This is a genomic window from Brevibacillus sp. FSL K6-6036 (assembly GCF_037964015.1).
GTDB lineage: Bacteria > Bacillota > Bacilli > Brevibacillales > Brevibacillaceae > Brevibacillus > Brevibacillus borstelensis.
In genome coordinates, this window is the sequence record NZ_CP150173.1 from 1,406,368 (window position 1) to 1,429,846 (window position 23,479).

The 23,479-nt window shown below is 49.6% G+C and carries 19 protein-coding genes; 13 read left to right on the forward strand and 6 right to left on the reverse strand.

Going from position 1 to position 23,479, the window contains the following annotated elements; genetic code table 11:
• The first annotated feature begins 24 nt into the window (after positions 1-24).
• Positions 25-2,301 carry an excinuclease ABC subunit UvrA gene (locus NST37_RS07125; RefSeq protein ID WP_339186492.1) on the forward strand — a complete coding sequence of 759 codons (2,277 nt, stop codon included), beginning with the start codon at positions 25-27 and terminating at the stop codon, positions 2,299-2,301.
• 176 nt (positions 2,302-2,477) lie between these two features.
• Here the strand turns inward: NST37_RS07125 and NST37_RS07130 are convergent, their stop codons facing one another.
• Both NST37_RS07130 and NST37_RS07135 read right to left on the reverse strand, forming a co-directional pair.
• Positions 2,478-2,618: a putative holin-like toxin gene (locus NST37_RS07130; protein WP_339186494.1), complete on the reverse strand. Its 141-nt coding sequence runs from the start codon at positions 2,616-2,618 to the stop codon at positions 2,478-2,480.
• Between the two features lie 142 nt (positions 2,619-2,760).
• Positions 2,761-3,627 carry a LysR family transcriptional regulator gene (locus NST37_RS07135; RefSeq protein WP_003387931.1) on the reverse strand — a complete coding sequence of 289 codons (867 nt, stop codon included), beginning with the start codon at positions 3,625-3,627 and terminating at the stop codon, positions 2,761-2,763.
• A 137-nt stretch (positions 3,628-3,764) separates the two neighbouring features.
• Between NST37_RS07135 and NST37_RS07140 the strand changes: the two genes are divergently transcribed.
• The 10 genes from NST37_RS07140 (at position 3,765) to NST37_RS07185 (ending at position 14,608) form a co-directional block, all read left to right on the forward strand.
• Complete coding sequence (locus tag NST37_RS07140) at positions 3,765-4,340, forward strand: LysE family transporter (protein ID WP_003387930.1); 576 nt, start codon at positions 3,765-3,767, stop codon at positions 4,338-4,340.
• Between the two features lie 278 nt (positions 4,341-4,618).
• Entirely contained in the window at positions 4,619-5,203 is a 585-nt protein-coding gene (locus tag NST37_RS07145) for a TetR/AcrR family transcriptional regulator (protein ID WP_003387927.1), read from the forward strand.
• Between the two features lie 199 nt (positions 5,204-5,402).
• Entirely contained in the window at positions 5,403-7,472 is a 2,070-nt protein-coding gene (locus tag NST37_RS07150; protein ID WP_327957009.1) for a UvrD-helicase domain-containing protein, read from the forward strand.
• Between the two features lie 250 nt (positions 7,473-7,722).
• Positions 7,723-8,376: a TetR family transcriptional regulator gene (locus tag NST37_RS07155; RefSeq protein WP_327956551.1), complete on the forward strand. Its 654-nt coding sequence runs from the start codon at positions 7,723-7,725 to the stop codon at positions 8,374-8,376.
• Between the two features lie 29 nt (positions 8,377-8,405).
• Positions 8,406-8,774 carry a DUF4180 domain-containing protein gene (locus NST37_RS07160; protein ID WP_003387923.1) on the forward strand — a complete coding sequence of 123 codons (369 nt, stop codon included), beginning with the start codon at positions 8,406-8,408 and terminating at the stop codon, positions 8,772-8,774.
• Positions 8,775-8,810: 36 nt separating this feature from the next.
• Positions 8,811-9,482, forward strand: a complete 672-nt coding sequence (locus tag NST37_RS07165; RefSeq protein WP_024984454.1) for an SUMF1/EgtB/PvdO family nonheme iron enzyme — start codon at positions 8,811-8,813, stop codon at positions 9,480-9,482.
• Between the two features lie 1,337 nt (positions 9,483-10,819).
• The gene (locus NST37_RS07170; RefSeq protein WP_003387921.1) at positions 10,820-11,341 is read left to right on the forward strand and encodes a TetR/AcrR family transcriptional regulator; all 522 of its coding nucleotides are present in this window, start codon (positions 10,820-10,822) and stop codon (positions 11,339-11,341) included.
• A 179-nt stretch (positions 11,342-11,520) separates the two neighbouring features.
• On the forward strand, positions 11,521-12,489 hold the full coding sequence (locus tag NST37_RS07175; RefSeq protein ID WP_003387920.1) for an NAD-dependent epimerase/dehydratase family protein: 969 nt from the start codon (positions 11,521-11,523) through the stop codon (positions 12,487-12,489).
• A 300-nt stretch (positions 12,490-12,789) separates the two neighbouring features.
• The gene (locus NST37_RS07180; RefSeq protein ID WP_024984453.1) at positions 12,790-13,344 is read left to right on the forward strand and encodes a MarR family transcriptional regulator; all 555 of its coding nucleotides are present in this window, start codon (positions 12,790-12,792) and stop codon (positions 13,342-13,344) included.
• An 82-nt stretch (positions 13,345-13,426) separates the two neighbouring features.
• A complete protein-coding gene (locus tag NST37_RS07185) occupies positions 13,427-14,608 on the forward strand; it encodes an MFS transporter (protein ID WP_243013935.1) in 1,182 nt (393 codons plus the stop codon).
• A 300-nt stretch (positions 14,609-14,908) separates the two neighbouring features.
• Here NST37_RS07185 and NST37_RS07190 read toward each other — a convergent pair whose 3' ends face one another.
• Positions 14,909-16,204, reverse strand: a complete 1,296-nt coding sequence (locus tag NST37_RS07190) for a tetratricopeptide repeat protein (protein ID WP_243013938.1) — start codon at positions 16,202-16,204, stop codon at positions 14,909-14,911.
• A 101-nt stretch (positions 16,205-16,305) separates the two neighbouring features.
• Positions 16,306-17,430: a WG repeat-containing protein gene (locus NST37_RS07195; RefSeq protein ID WP_243013940.1), complete on the reverse strand. Its 1,125-nt coding sequence runs from the start codon at positions 17,428-17,430 to the stop codon at positions 16,306-16,308.
• 296 nt (positions 17,431-17,726) lie between these two features.
• Here NST37_RS07195 and NST37_RS07200 point away from each other — a divergent pair, with 296 nt between their 5' ends.
• Entirely contained in the window at positions 17,727-18,365 is a 639-nt protein-coding gene (locus NST37_RS07200) for an isochorismatase family cysteine hydrolase (RefSeq protein WP_003387916.1), read from the forward strand.
• Positions 18,366-18,649: 284 nt separating this feature from the next.
• Positions 18,650-19,174 carry a hypothetical protein gene (locus NST37_RS07205; protein WP_051925441.1) on the forward strand — a complete coding sequence of 175 codons (525 nt, stop codon included), beginning with the start codon at positions 18,650-18,652 and terminating at the stop codon, positions 19,172-19,174.
• A 122-nt stretch (positions 19,175-19,296) separates the two neighbouring features.
• Here the strand turns inward: NST37_RS07205 and NST37_RS07210 are convergent, their stop codons facing one another.
• Positions 19,297-20,154: an amidohydrolase family protein gene (locus tag NST37_RS07210; protein WP_003387913.1), complete on the reverse strand. Its 858-nt coding sequence runs from the start codon at positions 20,152-20,154 to the stop codon at positions 19,297-19,299.
• Complete coding sequence (locus tag NST37_RS07215; RefSeq protein WP_339186501.1) at positions 20,141-23,257, reverse strand: GNAT family N-acetyltransferase; 3,117 nt, start codon at positions 23,255-23,257, stop codon at positions 20,141-20,143. The genes NST37_RS07210 and NST37_RS07215 overlap by 14 nt, the downstream gene beginning before the upstream one ends.
• Between the last annotated feature and the right edge of the window lie 222 nt (positions 23,258-23,479).

The window sequence follows — 23,479 nt, forward strand, 5'->3', positions numbered from 1 at the left end:
ATTCACTTTCGGAAGGATGATAACATGAGCGAATCCAATCAGGAATATATCGTAATCTCGGCTGCAAGGGAAAACAATCTCAAGAACGTATCCTTGCGCATTCCCAAGCGGAAGATCACAATTTTCACCGGGGTATCCGGATCGGGCAAGTCATCAATCGTCTTCGATACGATTGCCGCAGAATCCACGCGTTTGCTAAATGAGAACTTCAGCATGTTCGTGCGTAATTTCCTGCCGCGCTATCCGCAGCCAGATGCGGATGCGATCGAGAACCTGAGCATGGCGGTTATTGTGGATCAGAAGCGGCTGGGCGGCGGTTCCCATTCCACAATGGGCACGATTACCGACATTTCTCCCATTCTTCGTCTTCTCTTCTCCCGAGTGGGTCAGCCCTATATTGGACAAGCGCACATGTTTTCATTTAACGATCCGCAGGGCATGTGTCCCGAGTGCAACGGAATCGGCCGCAGGCTGGGAGTAGACATGAGCAAGGCGCTGGACATGTCAAAGTCGTTGAATGAAGGGGCCATCCTGCTCCCTGACTATAAGGTGAACGGCTGGGAGTGGAATATGATCGTGCAATCGGGGGCCTTCGATCTCGATAAGAAACTGAGCGATTATTCGGAGGAGGAGCTGGAGCAGCTGCTGTACGCCAAGGCGAGGAAAGTGGAGATGGATTTCGCCGGGAAGGCAATGAATATTACAGTGGAGGGTGTCATCGAGAAGTTCACCAACAAGTACATCAAGCAGGATGTAAAGACGAAATCGGAGCGCACACAAAAAGCTGTTGCACCGTACATCACCGAAGGTACCTGCTCCAGCTGCCACGGCGCGAGACTCAGTCAGGCCGCGCTCAGTTGCAGGATCAATGGACGGAACATTGCGGAGCTGTCCTCCATGGAGGTCGGACAGCTCATCGGCGTCATACGGGAGATTGACGACGAGGTCGCCGCTCCGATCGTAAAATCGCTGACAGAGCGGTTGCAGCATTTGGTGGATATCGGACTTGACTACTTGACGCTGGACCGGGAGACGGATACATTGTCCGGCGGCGAGTCGCAGCGCGTCAAGATGGTGAAGCACCTGAGCGGCAGTCTTGTGGATGTCACTTACATCTTCGATGAGCCCAGCGTTGGCTTGCACCCCCGTGATGTACACCGGTTAAATGGGTTGCTTCAGAAGCTGCGCGACAAGGGGAATACCGTGATCGTCGTCGAGCATGATCCCGATGTGATCAAGGTGGCGGATCATATCGTCGATGTTGGACCATATGCCGGGAGCCGCGGCGGTACCATCGTGTATGAAGGAAGCTTCCAGGGGCTGCTCGAAGCAGATACGCTGACGGGCACCCATATGAAGCGGCCGCTCCTCCTGAAGCACGATTGCAGGCAGCCGTCCGGCAAGCTGTCCATAAAGAATGCCACACTGCACAACCTGCGAAATGTAAGTGTAGATATTCCAACGGGGGTGCTCACAGTCGTTACGGGTGTCGCCGGCTCGGGCAAGAGCACGCTGATTAACGAAGTATTCCTCAGCCAGCATCCGGATGCGATTATCATCGACCAATCGGCGGTAGGAGTGTCAACACGCTCGAATCCCGCGACCTATACGGGCATTATGGATGATGTGCGCAAGGCGTTTGCTTCCGCGAACAAGGTGAGCCAAGGATTGTTCAGCTTCAACTCCAAGGGGGCTTGCGAGAACTGCCAAGGGCTGAGTGTTGTGTATACAGACCTCGCATTCCTCGACAGCGTGAAGCTGCCATGCGAAGTATGCGGAGGTAGACGATTCAAGGAAGAAGTGCTCGCGTACAAGCTGAACGGCAAGTCAATTGCAGAAGTGCTGGAGATGACTGTGGAGCAGGCATTGGATTTTTTTGAGCTAAAAGAGGTTGTTCGCAAGCTCCAGGCGATGAGTGATGTGGGGCTGAACTATATTACGCTCGGTCAGCCGCTCAGCACGCTTTCGGGAGGGGAATGCCAGCGCATCAAGCTGGCAAGCGAGCTGCATAAGAAAGGCAGCATTTATGTGATGGATGAGCCGACGACCGGACTACACATGTCAGATATCGGTCACATTCTGGGGATCATGAACCGTCTCGTGGATGCCGGCAATACGGTGATCGTCATCGAGCACAATCTCGATGTGATCAGCCAAGCGGATTGGATCATCGATATGGGACCGGACGGCGGCAGCAAGGGCGGGCAGGTGGTGTTCGAGGGCACCCCTTCGCAGATCATCCATGCGGAACAGTCGATCACGGGAAAATACTTGATGAAGGCATCTAATCCACTGCCGTAAAGCAAGTCTGTATATTTTCATGACGCGAATCTTGCCTGTAAAAACTGGAAAATGTTTGGTAAGAAGAAGAAGGAGCCGTGCTGTAACACGACTCCCCGGCACAGCAGACTGCTTCAAAGGCAGTCGGCTTCGGATCTGTGATCAAGAAATAGACCGCTTACCTTGGCGAGGGCGGTCTATTTCTTTTGGCTAATCGCAGCACTGATCGCGACAATCAGTGAGAGCAGTGCAATAAGAAGCGGACCAAAACCGATCATCCGTGTCAAAGCGTCTTTAACCCTAGCCGGTAGAAACGTTACACTGGCCGTGTAAAACATGAAAAGTTGTACGGTATATAAAAAAATAAAAGCCGATGTTCTTTAAGTAGAATATCGGCTATTGAACTTTTACGATCCACCAGCTTCAAAAATGCTATAAAAGCAGAGACCCATTGCGTTTCAGCATTTCCATTCTCCGTACCTACACAGCTTCCAACGTCAGCTCAATAAACTTTTGCACCGCAGGAGAAAGCGACTTTTTTGACTTGACGAGCAGATGCGAGTAAATGGGCTCAAATTGTTCGTTGTGTTCAAGAATATTCAATAATCCGTTTTCAACTTCATTTTTTACGGTGACATAGGGCAATACTGAAAAGCCCAAACCGCTCATCACACATTGCTTGATGGCCTCCAGGCTCCACAGTTCCATCGTTTGAAATGTCGGGATTTGATTCTGCACGAGATACGTCTCAAACATGGTGCGATAACTGCATCCATCTTCATTCGCAATAAAGTATTCGTCAGTCCCTTTATATTCATCAAAGTGCCGCTTTTTTTTTGGACTGGCGATCAAAACGATCTCTTCCTTGTGCAATTGATGGTGGATGCAATGATCGATTTCCAATTTGGGCCAAACCATAAAAGCAATATCGACGAGTCCGCTCATCAAATCTTTTTGGTTTTGCCCGCAGGTGCCATTGCTTACGATGATCGTAACATCCGGATATTTCGTTGTATATTCCCTCAGAATGGGCCCCAAACGCGAAATCGTTAATGACTCCGGGGCAGCAATTTTTAGCTCTCCGCTTACTTTGTCATGGTTTTTCATCTGGGTTATGCGATGATACGTATCGAGCAATTCATCGGCCATGGGAATCAGTTCTTTTCCCAGGGAGGTCAGCTGCAGCTCTCTTCTGATGTAAGTAAATAATTCGCCGCCGATCTCCCTTTCCAACGCTTGTATATGAGAAGTAATGGTTGATTGCGTATAGCCCAATTTTTTGGCGGCATTCGTGTAGCTGCCGACATCGACAATGGTTCGAAACGTAAGAAAATGTCGTATATCCAAAAGGGTTGGCCTCCTCTTGTGTATTCAAAAAAATGATATTTGGTATTCGTGATTTCAATTTTACCGATAAATAGGCAGGTATTACAATGAATCACGTATTCTTTTGCAACTGATTAACGAGAGGAGAGATCAAGGAAATGAATCTTACCGCATTCCTTCTCTATATCATTATTACATCCATTACCCCGGGGCCAAGCAACCTGTTAGTGATGAACACGGCAAGAAGATATGGTTTCAAAGGATCTGCTCCCTTCAACATGGGAATAGTTTCAGGGTTTATTATGCTTGGGATAGGTACCTCGCTGCTGACGGCAAGTCTTTATCAGTGGATTCCCATGGCAGAACCATACTTGAAAGCAGCGGGTGCGGCGTACCTGTTGTATCTGGCATGGCAAATGGCATTTTCCAAGGGAGCCGAGGGTACGGACACGAATAGCCGGTCTTCTTTTTTTGCAGGCCTGCTTTTTCAGATTTTGAATGTAAAAAGCATCTTGTATTTCTTAACTGCCATGTCAACTTTCATTCTTCCCTATCACGACTCAAATGAAGCCAAGCTCTTTTTTATGTGCGTCACCATACTGATTGGCTGCGCAGCATTGCTATTGTGGGCCTTATGTGGTGCGACTTTTAAAAAGGTATTTGCAAAATACGATAGGATCATAAATATGATCATGTGCTTGTTGCTCATCTATTCTGCGATAACCATTTTCTAAGAAAGAAGTGAGCTTTACCTTCTCCAGCGTTTATTACTGTGACCCGAACATGTCACGCATAAATGGGAAAATGTACAATAAAACGAGGGAAGGAGCCGTCCGGTAAGAAGACTTCCAGGCACAGTAGACCGTTTCAAAAGCGCTCGGCTTCGGAAGTTGCGATAGAAGAAATAGATTCGCCAAGGTGGAGGGAGCGGATCATATGTTGACATTGACGCACGCTGAGGACCTTGCCACGCATATTCATTCTTTTCTAAAATCGAAGGAGTGAATGATCCATGCCACGCAGCAGGGAAGAAAACGAACGAATTCGCCAACAGACCAAGAACAGTATAAGTACCGCAGCCATGGAGGTCTTCCTTGAACGGGGGTACCATGCTTCATCTGTCGAGGATATTGCCAAAAGAGCAGGCATCTCCAAGGGGCTGCTTTACAACTACTATCAGGGCAAAGAAGGCCTTTTGGCAGAAATCGTTCGAATTCGGACAGACGAGATAGCGAATGTCATCGAAACGGCGTCCGCGCTCCCTTCACCAAAAGATCAGTTGGCACATATTGTTGAAGGCGCGTTAAGCCACATTGTACAAAATCCGAAGGCGTACCGGTTTCTCCTTCATCTGCAGACGCAGCCTGAAGAGGATGCTGTGTTATCCAAATACAGCCAAATGTTAAACCAGGAAATGGCCAGGCAATTCGAAACCCAGTGTGCAATATTCGAGCGAATGGAAGTAGCGAATCCAGCACTCCGTTCCTTATACTTCTCCTCCGCGCTTCACGGTGTTATGCTGCTGATGACTGTGTACCCCGGCTATCCGGTTGAGGAAGTAAAGAAGCAGATTATCAAGGATTTCTGTCATGGTTAATCACCAAAAAAACCAAGTCCTGCTCTCAGGAACTTGGTTTTTGTCATCTTTAATATGCAAATTTATGGCATTTTTGTATGCCGTTTTTTGGACCCACGATTAAAATATAATACTACAAAGAAAAGTATAAGTCTATATTTTTTTGCGAAGTTCTCTACACTTATGAGTACATTCTTATTAAGAAAAGAGGGCGGCGTCTATGATCGAGAATCAGACGGAAATGGAAGAAAGAGAACATTTGGCCAACATCGTGTCCAAGCTGCAAAAAGCGCTGCAAACGATTGAGCAAAAGATCAGCAAGGCACATCATGAGATTATGGAATCCAAAAAATACCTTTGGGAGAACAGGTCCGAGCTTGACCCGGCGGAAACAGCAGCAAACAAGATCGACATCATGCTCACGATTGACCAGGGAGAGAAGGCTGTCGACAAAGAAAGAAGGCTTCGGAAACTAATAGAGTCCCCGTATTTCGGAAGAGTGGATTTCGTCCTTGACGGCCAGAGCAGAAGCGATTCCCACTACATCGGGGTCCATGCTTTCAGCGAAGAGGACAGCCAAAAGAACCTCATCTATGATTGGCGTTCCCCTGTCGCGAGCATGTTCTATGATTTTGAGGTAGGCAGAGCCTCTTACCCCTCTCCGGCAGGACAGGTTGAAGGGGAGGTCTGTTTGAAAAGACAATATAAGATCAAAGATGGCGTCATGCAATACATGATTGAAAGCTCGCTGAACATCAACGACGAAGTCCTGCAAAGAGAGCTCAGTCAGACATCCAACGAGAAGATGAAAAATATTGTCGCTACCATTCAAAAGGAACAAAACGTCATCATTCGCAATGAGCATTCCCATGAACTAATCATTCAAGGCGTTGCCGGATCAGGCAAAACCTCGGTCGCCCTTCACCGGGTCGCCTTTTTGCTGTACAGAAGCAAAGGGACGATCACTTCGCAGAATATATGGATTATCTCCCCGAATAAAGTGTTTTCCGACTATATTTCCAACATCCTCCCTGAGCTGGGGGAGGAGAAGATTATGGAGATCGGGATCGAAGAGATTGCGGAGAAAGAGCTTGACGGCGTATGCAAATTCGAGAGCTTCAGCCAGCAGGTGGCGGAGCTTGCAGCCTCGAACGACCAGTCTCTCATTGAACGCATCCAATATAAATCCGGCATAGAGATGGTAGAACGTCTGGATCAGTTTCTGGCCCATATGAGCGAGGCTTCCTTTGTCCCAGATGATATAGCATTCGACAACGTGCATATCGCAAAAGAAGACATCATGCGCGCTTATCGCGGTGCCGCAAACCTGCCAATCAAGCAAAGACTGGAGAAAACAGCGTCGATCATTGCGGCAAACGCAAGGGATGAAAATGGCGACAAAGCAACAGCAGCCACAGCAAGAAAAGTCAAAGCGGCAATCAAGAAAATGTTTGCATCTCTGAATTTGCTTGTAATCTACAAGGATTTCTATGAATACATGGGAAGACCGGAATTGTTCAAGCTGAAAAAGCCAAAGATGCTGGAGTTTTCCGATGTTTTTCCTCTGGTCTATATAAAAATCCACCTGGAAGGAACAAAGGGCTTTGAGGAAGTGAAGCATTTGCTGGTGGATGAAATGCAGGACTATACACCCGTACAATACGCCGTTTTGTCCCGTTTGTTCACATGCAAAAAGACCATTCTGGGGGACTGCAATCAATCCGTGAATCCTTACTCCTCCTCTTCGATAACAGAGATCAAAAAGGTGTTTCCAAATGCGGAAACCGTTGAGTTGTTAAAGAGCTACCGCTCGACCATGGAAATTATCAGGTTTGCCCAGCAAATCAACCCGAACAGCCGAATGATTCCGATCGAACGCCATGGCCCTTCCCCTGAGATCAAAAAGGCGAGTGACAGCAGCGCCGAGCTTGCACAGATCAAGAAAATCATCGCAAGCTTCCAGAAATCGGAGCAGCGCACTTTGGGCATCGTCTGCAAGTCGCAAAGCCAGGCGGAAAAGCTGTATCAAGAGATCGCGAGTAGTGGGGAAGCCGTCCATCTACTGGATTTTGGCAGCGATCAATTCCGTGAGGGGGTCATTGTCACGTCGTCACATTTGGCCAAAGGCCTTGAGTTTGATCAAGTGCTCGTGCCCTTTGTCGATGCGGAAAACTACAAGACAGACATGGACCGAAGCTTGCTGTATATCGCCTGCACAAGAGCCATGCATATGCTTACGCTTACTTATTCAGGAGAGGCTTCGCCATTTTTATTGCAGTTGGTGCAGTGAGGCGGTGAAGAAGTTAAGCAGGTAAGCGATGGAACGGTGAAATGGTGAAGCTAGCCGCTTTAAGACGCAACCACGCCCAGATGAGCGTGGTTTTTTGTGTGAAAACGCGCTCAAGCAGGCAAGGCAGAGTACGTCCCATGCATATCTTCTCATCATATGAACGTCCCCATTTGACAATAATCCCCATCATCGAGTACACTCTTTTTATTCTGACCGTTCGGTATAAAAAAGAGTAAGGTGAAGTGAAACAATGCCCAAAGTAGGAATGGAACCAAAGCGTCGAGCAGAGGTCATCAACGCCACGCTCACCTGCATTAGCAAGCACGGGATTGATGGCATGACTTTGGAAAAGGTCGCGGAGTATGCCGGCTGCTCAAAAGGGGTGGTCACCTATTATTTCAAGAACAAGGATACGCTGACGATTGAAGCCTTTAAAGCATTTCTGGTGTATTTTGGTCTGAAAATTGAAGCAGAAATGGAAAGCACGATGACAGCCAAGGAAATGATTGACGTTACTCTGAAGCATATCCTCCCGACTTACCGTGATGACGAAGGGAAAAGCATGAATGTTTCTCAGTTGGATGGCATTGAAAAAATGTATATCCCATATGAAGACAAAGCCAAGCTTTTTTTGCAGTTTTTTTCAAAAGCCGCGCTGGATCGCAATTTGCAGGAAGTCGTATCCGAGAGCTATTCAAATGATCTTCATGGCATTGCCAAGATTTTTGATTACGGCAACAGAACGGGACATATGTCTGTAGAAGATCCCAAAAGCGCAGCGTATGGACTGCTGGCGATGGTAGTAGGTCTCAGCTTCTTTCGAGTGGCGGGCATTCCGACCGTAAATGGCGAAGACAACCGATACATTTGTGAGGAATACGTGAGAAGGCTTGCCAAGGAATAAGCAGTCAAAGCAAAACGAGGAGGAGATATATGAAAATAGCGAAAATCGAAGCAGGCGGGGCGGATGTTGCCATTGTGAGCAGCAGCGAGATCGTTATAGAGGATGTGCAGTCGGCATTGGATCTTATTGCAACTGTTCATTACGAGACAGGCTGCGATCGCATCATTCTAAACAAGTCTCTGGTAAGCGAAAGCTTTTTCGATTTGAAAACACGCCTGGCGGGCGAAATCCTGCAGAAGTTCATCAATTACCGCGTGAAGCTTGCCATCGTCGGAGATTTCTCTGTGTATTCAAGCAAGAGCTTAAAGGATTTCATCTATGAATCCAACAACGGAAAGGATATCTTTTTCCTGCCGACAGAAGAACAAGCGATTGAGAAATTAAGCAGGCTGAAGTAGAAGACAGAGCGGGCGGAAGGGGGGTGTCAGTCAATCATGCGACATAGTCATGCTGAGTATCCGATGGTGAAAATTCCTCGGGGTCATATTCAATTAAGAGATGATCGCAAGAAAACGACATGGACGGTAAAAGTGAATTCGTTTTTGCTCGCAGCGGTTCCCGTGACGCATGAGCTATATTTCTCGATTATGCAAGAGACAGCCGGAGCTAATGACTCGCCTCAGACTCCCGTTGTAGAGGTCTCCTGGAATGATGCGGTATTATTTTGCAATTTGCTTTCTCAGCTATCGGGCCTGCAGGAATGTTACTCGATAAGTGATGATGGTGGGAGTGTCGTCTGCAACTGGGAGGCGGATGGTTATCGTCTTCCCACAGAAGCGGAATGGCAGTACGCATGCAAGGCAGGAGCTGCCGGGTATCGGTATGGAGAGCTTGATAAGATCGCATGGTATCGTGGAAATTCTGGCGGCATGGCTCGCGAGGTAGGAAGTAAGGCGCCAAATGCGTGGGGGCTCTATGATATGATCGGAAACGTGTGGGAATGGTGCTGGGATCTCTATGATGAGAATGTATACGGTTCCTACAGAATTTTCCGCGGTGGCAGTTGGGCAGAAGAGGCTAGAGGCTGCGGAGCGACATGCCGACGCCGCAGTCACCCTACGTTTCGCATTGATGACCTCGGTTTTCGTCTTGCCAGGTCCGTGTGAGGCGGCAAATGAAGTAACCCCTGCCTCTTACTAAGGGGGAGGGGTTGGTGGGCATGAAGCTGCATCAATAAATCTGGGATCGATTCCGTAAAACACCCAAGCAAATCCATTCCATCTATAACCGGAAAATTCGCCGTACTCTACTCGCGTTGGATAAAACCAAAACCTATCCCATTGATAAGCCACACAAAAGTGAACGCATATAAACAATCAACAATATAGGAAACAGCAGGTTTTGGAGGGATCGTTCCAGGCGGCGGTGAAGAAGGTCCTTGGACTGGATAAGCCATTTTTCTTACACTCCTTCCCAGTTCTCAGCAGCAGTATATTCCGGGAATGAAAAATAGACTCATGACAGGGTGAATAAAAGGACCTACATAATGGGTTTGGTTATTGGTCAAGCATGTAACAAACGGTAATTATAGAAAGTACGATGGGAGCTTCCCGAAAAAGCGATAAAAAACCCTCGGAATAACCCGAGGGCCGTTGATGGAGGGAAGTTATCTACAAATGATAAGCCACTTGCTGGATACTGTGCCGCCTTTACCGTCGTGAGCTGTAACGGTAATCGTTATCGTGCTTCCTACTGTTTGTTTTGGAAATCTCGCAGATAAATTGGTTGGATAAGCAGTAACAGAGACTGATGGATCATCCGATTCGGCTGTAAATGTAAGTTCATCTCCGTCGGGGTCCAAAAAAGCAGAGTAAGTTGGACCTAAAGTCCCCTCGGCGTATTGATTTATATAAGTTACTTCCAGGACTCCATTATGATCTTGAACGACAGGAGGTCGATTGCTATTCTCGACTTATCCCCTTCTCTTTGTGAGGGTTTCGTTCGAGCATACACCGTGCGGGCGACTTTCATCGCACACGGCGTTCCATCAACGGATAAGACAGATACTTTACAACGGGCAATTTAATCGTACAACGCATATTGCTTGATTTACAGTTTTTGTTGTCGACAAAAAACGTCGGCTTGTAACAACTCACGATTAAATGGAGAGGTTCTGAATACTCATGAACTGGCCAAAGACCGCGAGTTCGTCATTGGCGCAGGGAAGGAGGCGTGCGATGACACGAATCCTTGCTCAGTAGACTCCCTTTGAAGGCGGTGTGCTTTGGAATACGGTGAAAAACAGACCGTAACCCTTTGCGAGGACGGTCATTCCATTTGATTAAACCGCTGTGACCGTGGCAACAACCGGCGCCAGCAGCGCTACTATAGGCGCAAATTGATGAAGAATCGGTCATTGCTGAATTGTTTCATAGCGAATCCTGGTATATAATAGGGAACTAATTGATGAATCACTAACCAGTAAAAAGTGAGGAGAAATCCGATGTCGAAATCAGAGACGACCTCAGTGAATCGCAGGACGGAGATCATATCTGCAGCCATCGAGGTATTTGCAGAGATTGGATACTACAGGGCAACGACAGCACAAGTCGCGAAACGAGCCGAAATATCGCAGCCGTACATTTTTCGCTTTTTCTCGACCAAAGAAGCGTTGCTGCTTGCAGCATTGGAGGTATCCTGGATGCGGGTGATCGATTCCTTCCGCAAGGTCGTGGGGTCTGCGTCGCCGGAGCATCTGGAGACAGACCTGATCCAGGCTTATGATGAAATTTTGAATGCGTACCGGAATGAAATACTGCTTCAGATGCAGGCGCAGACGATTCAAGAAGACTCGATCCGCGAAGCGATGCGAAATGGATTCGGGGAGGTTCGCCGCATCGTATTGGAAGCCTTCCGTGCTGCCGGCATTCCAAATCCGGAAGAACGAACAATGCTGTTCCTGGCACGAGGGATGCTGTGCAACATCTCGACAGCGCTGAACATGCCCGAATTGAAGGAATTTTGAAGGGGGGGAAAGATTTTGCGAAAGTCGTGATTGACTGATCAATTACAACGTGATACATTGTCTTTAAGTTAGTGATTGATCAATTACAAATAACGAAATCGAATAGCTTGCTGATGATCAATTTAGCTAGTCCGATAGTTAGTGATTAATCGATAACAAAAGCAAATGAGGTGATCCCATTGGAAAAAGCGATTGTTGTAGGAGCAACTGGCGGTACAGGCGCTGCGATAACGGAAGAGCTAGTGAAACGGGGCATTCGTACGGTGGCTTTCGGAAGATCTTTGCAGAAGCTGGAGCGGCTGAGGGACAGACTCGGCAATCCGGAGAATCTCACGCTTGCGGCAGGGGATGCTTTTCGTCCGTATGACATCGTCAGGGCTGCGGAAGGTGCGGATGTCCTGTTTCATTGTGCGAATGTGCCGTATCACGAGATGGAGAGCAAGCTGCTTCCTCTCGGCGAATCGGTGATGGAGGCAGCGGGCCAGCTAAGCTTGAAGGTAGTCGCCATCGATGGCATTTATCCCTATGGCAGAAGACAGATGGAGCGGGTGACCGAGGATCATCCGAAGCAGCCTCATACGAGAAAAGGGAAGACAAGGCTTGCGTATGAGCAAATGCTGTTCGACAGCCGGTGGAAGCGGGCCAGGGTAATGATCGTCCGTTTGCCGGATTATTATGGTCCCACCGCGAACGAGGCTTCCTATCTGGGCTCTACGCTCGAAGCAATTGCGGCTGGCAGGATGGCTTTTTTCATCGGAAACATGCGTGTTCCCCGGGAGTACGTTTACTTGCCGGACGCGGCATTCATGATCGCGGAGCTGGCCGCCAAGGAAGAAGCCTATGGGGAGAATTGGAATATACCGGGGGCAGGCCTGATTTCGGGAAAGGAGATCGTGCGAATCGCCAGGCAGGCAAGCGGAAGCTCCAAACCGGTTATACCTCTCGGCAGAGGAGGGCTGGCATTGCTTGGGATGTTCGTACCGGTGATGAAGGAGGTAATCGAGATGCTCTATTTAACAGAAGAGCCGCTAGTCTTGAGTGGAGAAAAATACGAGAGCTTGATCGGTCCGATTCGGGCGACAGCTTTTGAAGAGGGTATCGGGAGAACGGTTCGTTTGCTGCAGGGAAGAAATGGGTCTCTGCAATAGTTATTGATTAATCACTAATGATCAGGTAGAACGAACCGTTAAGGGAAGGCTCTGCACTGACCTGGTAGAGAGCGGTGTATCGATCCCGCTATATCCTGCCATTTCTATCTTAAACGCAGCCGGATGTATGCTGCGTTTATTTATTTATCAATCTTTTTGGAGCTAAAGAAAAGCGGGGGTTCTTCCCATGGGCAAAGGTGGCTTTGGAAGACTAGAAAAGATAAAACAAAGGCTTGCAAATCTGTGTACAACAAGTTATATTACCATATAGTTAGATAATCTAATTATAGAGGTGGAGTCATGGTCAGGAAAAACAGTCATGACCATTTAGCGGATCAGTCCTTGCCCAAGTTAGGCGTTACGCCATATTTGGAGCTGATGGACAAAACTGCTTCCAGCAGCACGGACCGGCATTCGGCACATCTGGGGCTGCTGTTGATGTGGCTCGGGGACAACGTTTTAGATGTGATGGACCTGGAATTGGCGCCCTTTAACATTACCGAGAGCAAATTCGATTTGCTGTTGCTGCTGACGCTTCACGATGGAAGGGAACTGATCACTCCCTCCGCAATCGCGGAGCGGCTTGGAATCCGTCGCGCCTCTGTGACAGCTTTATTGGATTGGCTGGAAAAGCGCAATTGGATAGCACGGGAGCAAAGCTCTTTGGATCGGCGTATGATTCATGTCAGCATTACACCCGAGGGACGGGAGTTGGTCGAAGGTGTTCTTCCCACCTTTTGGTCGGCATGCTCTTCGCTCGTCAGCGAGCTGGAGCCGGAGGAGCGCAGAGTATTGGAAAAGCTGCTGCTTAGGTTGAATGCTGCTATAGAAAGAAGGCTGGGAGTGGGAAGATAAATTTTTTTCTGCTAATGATTAGATTATCTAACTATATTCATGCATCAGTTTCAAAATCGAAAAAACGAAAAAGAGGTGCACCATGCGCAATTATTCCTTGATGACGGCCGTATTATGCTGGTCCGGGATGGTTGTTATGTCAAGTCTCTATGTGACGATTCCGCTTGTTTCCCTGTTTGCAGAACAGTTTGGCGCTACCCTTACACAAGCCGCCGCAACAGGAAGCGTTTTTTCAATCGGTTTTGCGATTGGCTGCCTGATTTACGGTGCGCTGTCCGATAAATACGGACGAAAGCCAATCATCTTTGTCGGGCTTGTTGTATTGTCGCTGATTTCTTTGCTGCTCGGGACAGTGGATCGTTTTTCATGGGTGCTTGTTCTTCGAGGGCTGCAAGGGGCCGCTGCGGCCACATTTTCCCCGGTTGCTATGGCCTACGCTGTAGAGATGTTTCCGGCAGACAAAAGGGTGACGACAATCGGGTTTATCAGCACAGGATTTCTGGTTGCCGGAATCGTCGGACAGGTGGCCAGCGGTTTGATCAGTCAGGCATACGGGTGGAACGCCGTATTTTATACCCTGGCAGCAGTTTACGCCGCTACCGCGATACTCGTTCAGTGGCTTCTGCCGAAGGGAGAAATTCAGCATCCTCATGCCAATATTTTGGAGCCGTTTCAGCATATCGGAAGACTGTTCAGGCAAAAAAATCTTGTATTGTGCTACCTTGTGGCTCTGGTATTGTTGATGTCTTTTGTGAGCATGTATACCGTGCTGGGAAATTACCTGAGCGGGCCTGATTTTGGGCTTGCCAGTCAGGAAATCCTGTACGTCCGGGCGATCGGTGTTTACGGCATGCTGATTTCCCCGCTCGCTGGAAAACTGGCGAAAAGATTCGGAGTCCGCATCGTATTGCGCTTCGCTCTGTTGCTGGCTGTTGCGGGGATGGCTCCCTTGGGAATGACAGACAATTTGCCGCTATTGATCGGGATGTCGCTCATTTTTGTCAGCGGAATCTCGTTGGCTGTTCCTTCGCTGATTTCTCTCGTTGGTCTGCTGGCAGGCAAATCGCGCGGCATTGCGGTCTCCGTTTATACCTTTGTCCTGTTTGCGGGAACAAGCCTGGGGCCGATTTTATCCATTTCATTTATGAAAACGGGCAGCTTCGCGGAGACATTTATCCTGCTTGCACTCGTTCCCGGCATTGGATTGGCGGCTGCCAGCCTGGTCCGCGAAGACATTCCGAAAGAAATGGATGCCGGGAAGTAATCACGTTCATGGACACATCCGGGCTTCAACCAATACTCCATCAAAATAATCTCAAGCGCTTGGAATTCCGAGCGTTTTTTGTTCTTTCCCGGGGCTGCTGCGGCATGGCATGAAAAATCCCATATGTCTTCATATAGTGAACACGAAGAGACATGGGATTTGTATGTGGTAGTTCCATACTTTTTCCGAGAACGGCCACTGCGACAGATTCGTCGGCGGTTTTTAAGAAAATAAACACCGCCGCCATGCAGCGCCGCAACGTAGAGCCGGAAGAGGCGCGTGCATGGGATGTTGGCCGGGTTAAGAATGGAGATCGTCAGGGATTTCCAGGCCAGCCTTTTCGGCCTCCGCGATATGGTGTCTTGCCAGCAATTCATCCGTAAAGTCATCTTCGTTGCGGTATATTCTAGCCAATTCAATATGGGCATGTAGATATTCTCTATCCAGAGCGGCATGAAAATAGGTGATGGCCGCAGCAACATCCTTGCTTGTGCCCAGTCCTTGACTGAAACAAATCCCCAGGTTATAGGCTCCCACGTCGCTGCCCTCTGCATAATCCTTCTGGTAATAACCGAAGGCCTTTTCATACTCCCCTTTCAGGTCGTGCAAGTAGCCAAGCCAGCCGTTTTGCGGCGAGCCCAATTGCTCCGCCTGCTGGTAATGCCAGAGCGCCTTGTCGATATCTTGCGGCACCAGATGTCCTTCATAATACAAGGAGCCCATGTTGGTGTGGGCAAGCGCAAGGCCGTTGTCCGCAGCTTTGCCGAGCCAATACAACGCTTTTTCCATATCGGGTGCTGTCCCTACTCCGTTTTGATAGCAAATGCCCAGACCGTTCATGGCATACGCATTGCCTGCCTCAGCGCCCTTTTCGTACCAGAAAAAGGCCTTGTCGTCATCGAGATAGCCCTCTACGCTGTAATACATGTGAGCAAGATTGTTCATGGAGGGGGCATAGCCCTTTTCAGCGGCTATGGTATCGTACTGGATGGCTTTCTCATAATCGCCCGCGTCACAGGCAGCCAGGGCAAGATCATACAAATCCTCCGCCGATGTGTGTTCATCTGCTTCGCCATCATCGGCGATGGCCGCTTCTGCATAGGTTAGCAGGCGATTGCGCACGTTGGCATCAAAATAATAGTTGTAATCGATATCCTCGGCATCCTGCAGAACCAGAGTTTTATCAGCCATCGACACCCCGGACTCGTCTGCCACAAACACGTCAGGTCCCTTAAAAGCATAAGCGAAACCGCTAACAGGCGCTTTTCGTACCACAAGATCGAATTCGAATCCGCCGAACCGGTTTTCAGGCGAATAGGCGATGCACCACAACCCGTTTCGCTTCAGGGCAAAAGCGTTTTCGTACAGCCAAAGGATGCTTTGGTAATCTTCCAATGGAAATAACCATGTCGGGCGATCGGGATCACCGTCAAACACGCCTTTTTGCCCGTCCTTTTGGGCCAGTACCAAATTGCTCGGCCGAGAATCGATATAGGCGTTCATATCAATCAGCGCATCAAATTCATAGGGGAGCAGAAGGCTTTCCTGCCGCAAACCGAGAGCGCCATACTTTTTCCCTTTTCGCAGTACAAGCATATTGGGAAAGCTGGCTTGCCTGTTTATCTTCTCGAAGCCGGATGCGCAAATGGTGCCGTCCTTTTTGTATAAGGTGCTGTGGTTGGCATTCTTGTGCGGTTTTACGAGGAGAAGCCCTCGCCGATGGATTCCACTGCTGACAACGGAAATTCACCGATATAGACAAAATGATCATTGAATATTTTCTTGTTTTTACGGCCTTTTACTGCTGTATGGTAAAATCCGTGCCCGTTCTCGAAAGCTTCGTCATATTCAAAATTGATGGCGATGGAGCCGCTCTGGTCCACGACTCCCCAATTCCCGTCTTTTTTTGCCGTGAAATGTCCGCTGTAGTCCAGGGATTCCAATGCTTCATATTGTGCGGGGACGACTGTGTTGCCGTTGGGGTCGATCAGGCCGAATTGACCATTTCGTTTGACAATAGCCGATGTGGTGCCGTATTCAAAATCGTATGCGTCCTCCCAGACCAAGGGGATGGCGATCCTGCCTGATTTATGCACGTAGCCGAATTTGCCGCCCTGCGAGACCACGGCAAGATCCTCGGGACCAAAACCGTAAAACTCGTCAAATTGCGGATGAAGCAATACCTTTCCATCCTTGTCTTTCAGGCCCCACAAGCCATTTTCCTCATATATCTCCACTTCCGGCTCTTCTTCAAAAGGCTGCCAGATGTGGCCCCAGCCGTATTGGTAATGTTCGTAATTGAGCAGCTCGGCAAACGACGCAAAGCCGGGGCTCACGTCCATCAAGTCGGAATCGTTCAGCAGCGAGATGTCGTCGTTTTCCATTGCCTTTTTGATGATCTCATTGTTATGGGCAATATTGGCCAGCCAGACTTCGGCCTGTTCGGCATGCGGGGTGTCGTCCATGTTGAATACGTCCCAGGCATCCAGGTGGAAATACGGGAGTTTCAGTTTGTCGAGGTAAGTGAAGAGATTGTTTTTGGCTTCAACAAAGGCTTCTTTGTTTGTGATCAGCATTTCCTGTTTTTCGAGAAAATCGTAAAAGCGCTTCAAGTTTTCGATACCCGGTTGGGCAGCATAATACAGGCCGGCATTATCGGGCTCTGTGTGATTGTTGTAATTGTTGCCGGCAACAAATCCGCCGTCGACCAGGAGCGGCTGCAATAAAAGAGGCATTTCATAGCCCCATTCCAGCATCATCCTGTCGGTGTCCTGCGCTTCGGAAGGGGTGCTGACATTGTATACATATACCCTGTGTGACATCCTTTGGTTTCTCCTTGTTTTTTCAAAATTCACGATAAACGCTAGATTATGCTAAATTTCCCTTTAGTATAGCACCAATAGATTATTAGCTCATATTTCAAAAGACCCATTCGCTCACAATACGATTGAGTCAATGCGAATACTTATATGAATATACAGAAAAATCAGATAAGGTGTTAACCGGATTACACTCAAGCGGCTGCACCTCTGATAGAATGATTCCATTAGGCTGGCAAGCTGGTGCTACCGAGCGAATGCTTCAAAAGCGCTGGACAAAAGATCGGGAGGCGACTGCCATGGGTATGCGGATTGAACAGATTGATCCAAAAAAGACGGCTATTCTCGTCGTAGATATGCAAAATGATTTTATCGCACAAGGTGCGCCGCTTGAGACGCCGATGGGGCGCCGCATCCTGCCCACCTTGCATCGCCTTCTTGCGTTTGCCCGGGAAACAGGAATGTCGGTGATCTATACGGCGCATGTTCATCGCGAGGATGGGTCAGACCTTGGCATGTTTGGCGAAATCTATCCGCCGATCGCTGAAGGGGCCTGTCTCATAGATGGCAGACCGGGTGCGGAAATTTATCCGGAGGTGGCGCCGCAGCCCCGTGAGCCGGTGATTAAAAAGCACCGCTACAGCGCGTTTTTCGGTACGGATCTGGACATCATTTTGAGGAGCAAGGGGATCGAGACGGTAGCCATAACCGGGGTAACGACGGAAAACTGCTGCCATTCCGCCGCCCGCGATGCGATGTACCTGGGGTATCGCGTCGCCTTTCTCTCCGATGCGACCGGAACGTATGACTATCCCGATACTGGGTTTGGCCAGGTCCCGGCAGAGGAAGTGCACCGCGTCACGCTCGCTCTGCTCAATGTGTCGACCGCTCATGTCATGACGGCGGAGGACTTTATGCATCGTGTGCAGCGAGGGTGAGGTCCGTCTTGCAAATTCATCTACCCATACAGAAACGGCAGAGATGCCGTTTTTTCTGTTATGCGGACAAAGAAAAATGTATCTGTATGGAAGGGGAAGCGTTGAAAGGATCGAATTGGAACTTATGTGTGATTGAGAGGCGATATAGACCGTTGGCAATTTGTGCTAAAGTTTGAGAGAGTGGCTCGAAAAAGTTCCATTGCTCGTTACCGCTGCGGAAACTGTATAGGTGAGCAGATGGATGGTTTGAGTCGAATATGATTTTTCTCAAGGAGGAGAGGGCTTTGCTTCCCGATGATATAAAGGAAAAGATCATAAAAAAGTACAACATTCCGGATCCAGAGCCTCCGAGAAATGTTCCCAAAGAGGATCGTCCCAAAAATGACAGCGAGTATCCCGGCATTACGGAATTTGTGATCGATCCTTATGTGGGTGCAGGCGTTTTGCGACTTGGGATGACACCGGCAGAAGTTCAAAAAGCATTGAATTTTAATCCGCGAAAATACCGACGGCTGCACGAGAAAGAAGATGATTATCGCATCTGCTTTGTCTACTACAAGGAGCCTGAGATTTGCAATGCGATCGAATTTTTTCCGCCGGCGTCTGTTCTGTTTCATGGAAAGAATCTCCTGGATTGCTCATTGAAAGAGGCAATGGAGTTCGTCAGGCAATATGATAGCGACTTGGAAATAGAGGCGGGTTTCATCTCACATAAGTACGGGTTCGGGGTTTATGCTGAATTTGGCATATATGAGCCAGAGAATCCGGTGGAGACCGTAATTGTTTTTGAAAAAGGTTATTACGATTGAAAAGGGGGAGGGTAAAAGAAAGAATGAAGGAGTTTTCAAGAACAAGAAAAATCCCATGTTCCTTCGCAGGTTAAACGCGAATCGACATGGGATTTCTTATGTGACAGCAAGCGTCCCAAAGTCTACTCAACCAACGCTTTGATCTTCGGAAACACCTTTAGAGCCGTCTTGTAAAACACATCCTCGTGATATTCGGCCGGAATCAGCTCCTGGACGAACTGAATGTACGGCTTCACCGGAGCAAGGGGCCAGTCGGTTCCAAACAAAAACTTGTCATAGTGGTCACAGTACGTGATCGCATGGCGCAAATGGGCGAAAAAGAGCGGGGAGTCCTTCAGCCGGGCGCAATTGGCGGCATCTCCTACCATCAAGCCGGAGAGATCAGCGAACATGTTGCGGTTTTTGTAAACGACTTCCGCCCCATCCAGCACCCACGGATCGCCGAAATGGGCCATCATAAAGGTAACCTCCCGATGCTTCACCGCCACCTCGTCCAACGTAAGCGGATGGGAGTACTTCAACAGCCCTCGCTCCGAATACGTATCGCCGGTGTGGAAGACGACAGGCACCTGATGCTTGGCCGCCAGCTCGTAGACCGGGTCATAGACGCTATCGTAGGCGTAGAAAGGATAGTAGCCCAGATAGATTTTGAGTCCGACCGCGTTTGGCTTTTGCAGGTCTGCTTCCAGCCTGGCCACGGCAGCTTGATCCAGCTTGAAAGGATTGATTCCCAGGCAGTACACGAGCTGCGGCGGGAGTTCTTCTGTCAAATCAAGACCCATTGGAGTGGCAGCCTCCGCATCGGGGAAGCCGTCCTGTTTTGTCTCCGTAAGCCCCATGCCGATCCCCAGTACCACTCCATTTTCCGCGTATTCCTGCAGGATGCCGGCGACAGAGTAATCAACCCCCGACTTTTCTGCCGCAGTCCGCTTGAACTCCTCGATATGGGACAAATGCATATGGGCATCAATGATTTTCATCGCGTGTCCTCCCTTGCTCGGAAAACCGGATTGCCCGCAATGCAGACAGGGAATCGGACGGGATCTTCTTGTCTGCAAACACGAAAAAGACGGGCGGGGTAAAGGCAGTGTTGCCGCTCGGCAGGTTGAGTTCGCGCACGACCGAGGCGACGGCCACTTCCTTGTTGGCGTAGAGGCTCACATCTGCCGTATCCAGGTCGGTGACAATGTGCATCTGGTCGTTGCGCGAAGCGGAGCCGACGATATAATCGGAGATTTCGGCAACGGACAGTTCACCCTGCCCCAGCTTGTAGCACAGTTCCTCGCCATTTGCTCCTGCGGTTTTCAGCCAAATCTCTTCGTCTGTATCCTCTGTCCGCAAAAAGATCTCTGTCGACCATTCCTTGCCGGCAAAATACGTTCCGGTATTCTGAACGATCTCTACGGTATGGCAGAGGACAGGGACACCCGGCAGAAGCAGGTAATACTGATGACATGTCAGACCGCGATACTTTTCCTGCTTCTGCACATCGTAGCTCAGCTTGATGCCCTGCCAGACATTCTGCCTGTTATCAACCAGATGGACAAAGGAGGCCGTCCGCTCCTCCTTGATCAGGGAAAACGAGTTCAGCTCCGCGATGATATTGCCAATCCCGCCGGTCCACGGATTCCACCATGATTTGGGCCCGCGCTCCGGGAAGGAGGTAGCCAGCCATTCCTGGCCGTGGCTGGAAAGCGAGAAGAGTGACGGCGAGAACTCGGGAGCTGCCTTGATCCGCAGCGGGCCATTGTCGGCGATATAGACTTGCTGCCCTTTTTCTTCTGCCGTCTCCAGTAAAACCTTTCCTGGCCCAACCGGAAACACAACACTGCGCAAATGAGTCTCATGTGTCGCAAACCGCCCGTCTATGCGGACGAGCTCACAGGATTTTTCTGGTGCGGCAAAGGAGTAGCCGGATTCCGTCTTTTCCTCATCCTCCGCAAAGCGCTGCGCTTGTCCGCTATCTGGCATGCTCTCCAGCGAAGCAGTCAGTTCTCCATCGAGATACTGCTGCTTGTACTCTTTTACCTGTACTTCAAATTTATCGCTATCAGTAAAAGGATTGTGCTCGCTCACAACCAGCTCCAGATGATCGGTCAGGGACAAGTCCGCCGGCAATGCTTCTTTTCGTGCAAACGCACGGAATTCCTTCCAATCCGTAAAGCTCCCGCAGGTGATGTAGAAGGGGCCAAATGTCCTTTTGCCATGCGGCTCCAGTATGCCGAGACTGGTTTCCAGAGACATATGCCAGCCTTGAAGATCGATACGGTATTCTTCGGGCCAGCACATGCCCCAGGGGATATCGTTTCTTGAAAACAGCCAGTTCTCACTGATCAGCTCGCCGTCCCAATAGTCCATGTCGCTCCCGTACGATGCCGGTGTCTGGACATAGCGGCCTTGATACGGAAGGATCGGGCGGAAAATAGGATGGGCAAAGCCTTGGCTGAGCCACAGCTCCGTACCCAGCCTGTCTGCGGAGAGATTGGTCAGTTCCAATTCGTGAACAACCGTGCCGTCTCCGAAGAGGAGCGTCTTTCCGATCAACGCAATTTGAGGGAATGAGCCGGAGCGGTAAGCAGCGCAAAAGCCGATCGCTCCTTTTTCCACGATACATTCGACCTTCTCGGGACGTTTTTTGGAAAACTCGCTGGAATACGGCTTGCCGATCTTCGGATAGGTGAGATAGGTTGGCTCTCCGCCAGTGCCGCTGACAACGGTGATCTCGTTGTCTTCCTTGTTGAAGTAGAGCGCGTGGAGGCCGTGGTGTACCTGCCACGTCTGTTCCGTTTCCCCTGACAGCATGGCGCCCGGTCCTGTAAAGGCGGCACCGATTTTTTTGGAAAAAGAGACAGAGCCGCCATCCGCGAGCTTCGCCTCTACCTGCACATCGGCCTCGTAAAAGCCGTGCTCATAGAGGTCGGCTTCAAGCGGGAGAGAGACGCGTTCTTTGCCTTGCAGCCGGAGTGTATGGCGCTGCTGATTGATGCGGAGAAAGGAACAGGAGGGCAGTTCGAAGGAAAACTCTGCCTCTTCTTCAAAGCTGTTCTCCACATCCAAATAAAACTGTGCTGTCCGCCCCGGATAGGTGAGCCCGGGCACTTGCAGGGAAAGGGAAGCGGGAAACTTGGGGAGAATTCCCACCTGAAACAGTGCGGCCTTGCCGTTGATCAGGATGTGCGTACAGACATGGGGATGCGTACGCCAGACGCTTTGTTCTTCGGTGATCCCGCCGACAAAAAAGCTTGCCGACAGTGTCGTTTCCCCGGTAACTGCAAGCTCCTGCTGATAATCAAAGCGGATGTTTTCGTTGGGTGCTCCCTTCAAGGAAATCTGCAGCGGCTTGCCCGATTTGTTGACGATCCGGTAGTGAATCTGGTACTCCCGGCCAAAGACCAGCCTCGGTCCTTCAACCTCCGCAGACAGGAGATAGTCTTCTGTTTCGATGAGGCGCATGCCGCGGCCGAGCCGTTCAAACTCCACGCGCAGGCTCTTTTCGCCTTTTGCCCAGGAGTAGGTGAAATAGTCAAAGCCGTTTTCCTTTCTCCCGTCGGGTTCAACGACAATCTCCCGGGTGGAGTCCTGATACCAGTCGAGCTCCTCAAAATAGGGGGCGATTGCCTCTGTCCTTAGCACAGTGGGGATCATGTTCATGAGATGAGTGGTATCGTCCCGGTCTTCCCAGAAAAAGCCGAATTTTTTATACAGGGGTACAGCCTTCGTGTTTCCTGCCCACGTGTAGAGATCAAGTCGGGGCCAGCCGAGCTGGATCGTTTGCTCCAGCACGCGTGCAAGCAGCATGCGTCCCACTTTTTTTCCTTGGTAGTCAGGACGCACATTGAGCAGCGGGATATAGAGGGCACCCGTATCTTCCCGGTACTCGGCCAGGCTGCAGTAGCCAACGACCTTATCGCCATCCATCGCCAGGTAAACGGCAAGAGAATCAGAGCTTGCTTCTTCTTGCAGGATTTGTTCCGCCGTTGTAATCGAGTTTCCGCCCCCCCAGCTATCCCGGCTGGCGTTCCACATGTCAGCGACGGCTGCGGCCAGTTCGGGGCGGTAGGGAACGATAGAAATAGATTCCATGATTGACTGCACCTCGATAATTTTGGAATATTTGTCATCTTGCAAGAGAATACGTATGAGAGGATGGGGTGGTTTCGGGGTTCATCGATTTTGCTTTATCGGTGGCAGAGGGATACGGCTCCCCAACAACCTTTTAGCGAGGAGGTAAAGACGTGCAAGACGATTAGAACTACCCGGCAAACGAAATTGGACGTAAAGCCCGCAGCCTGAAAGAGGGCATCG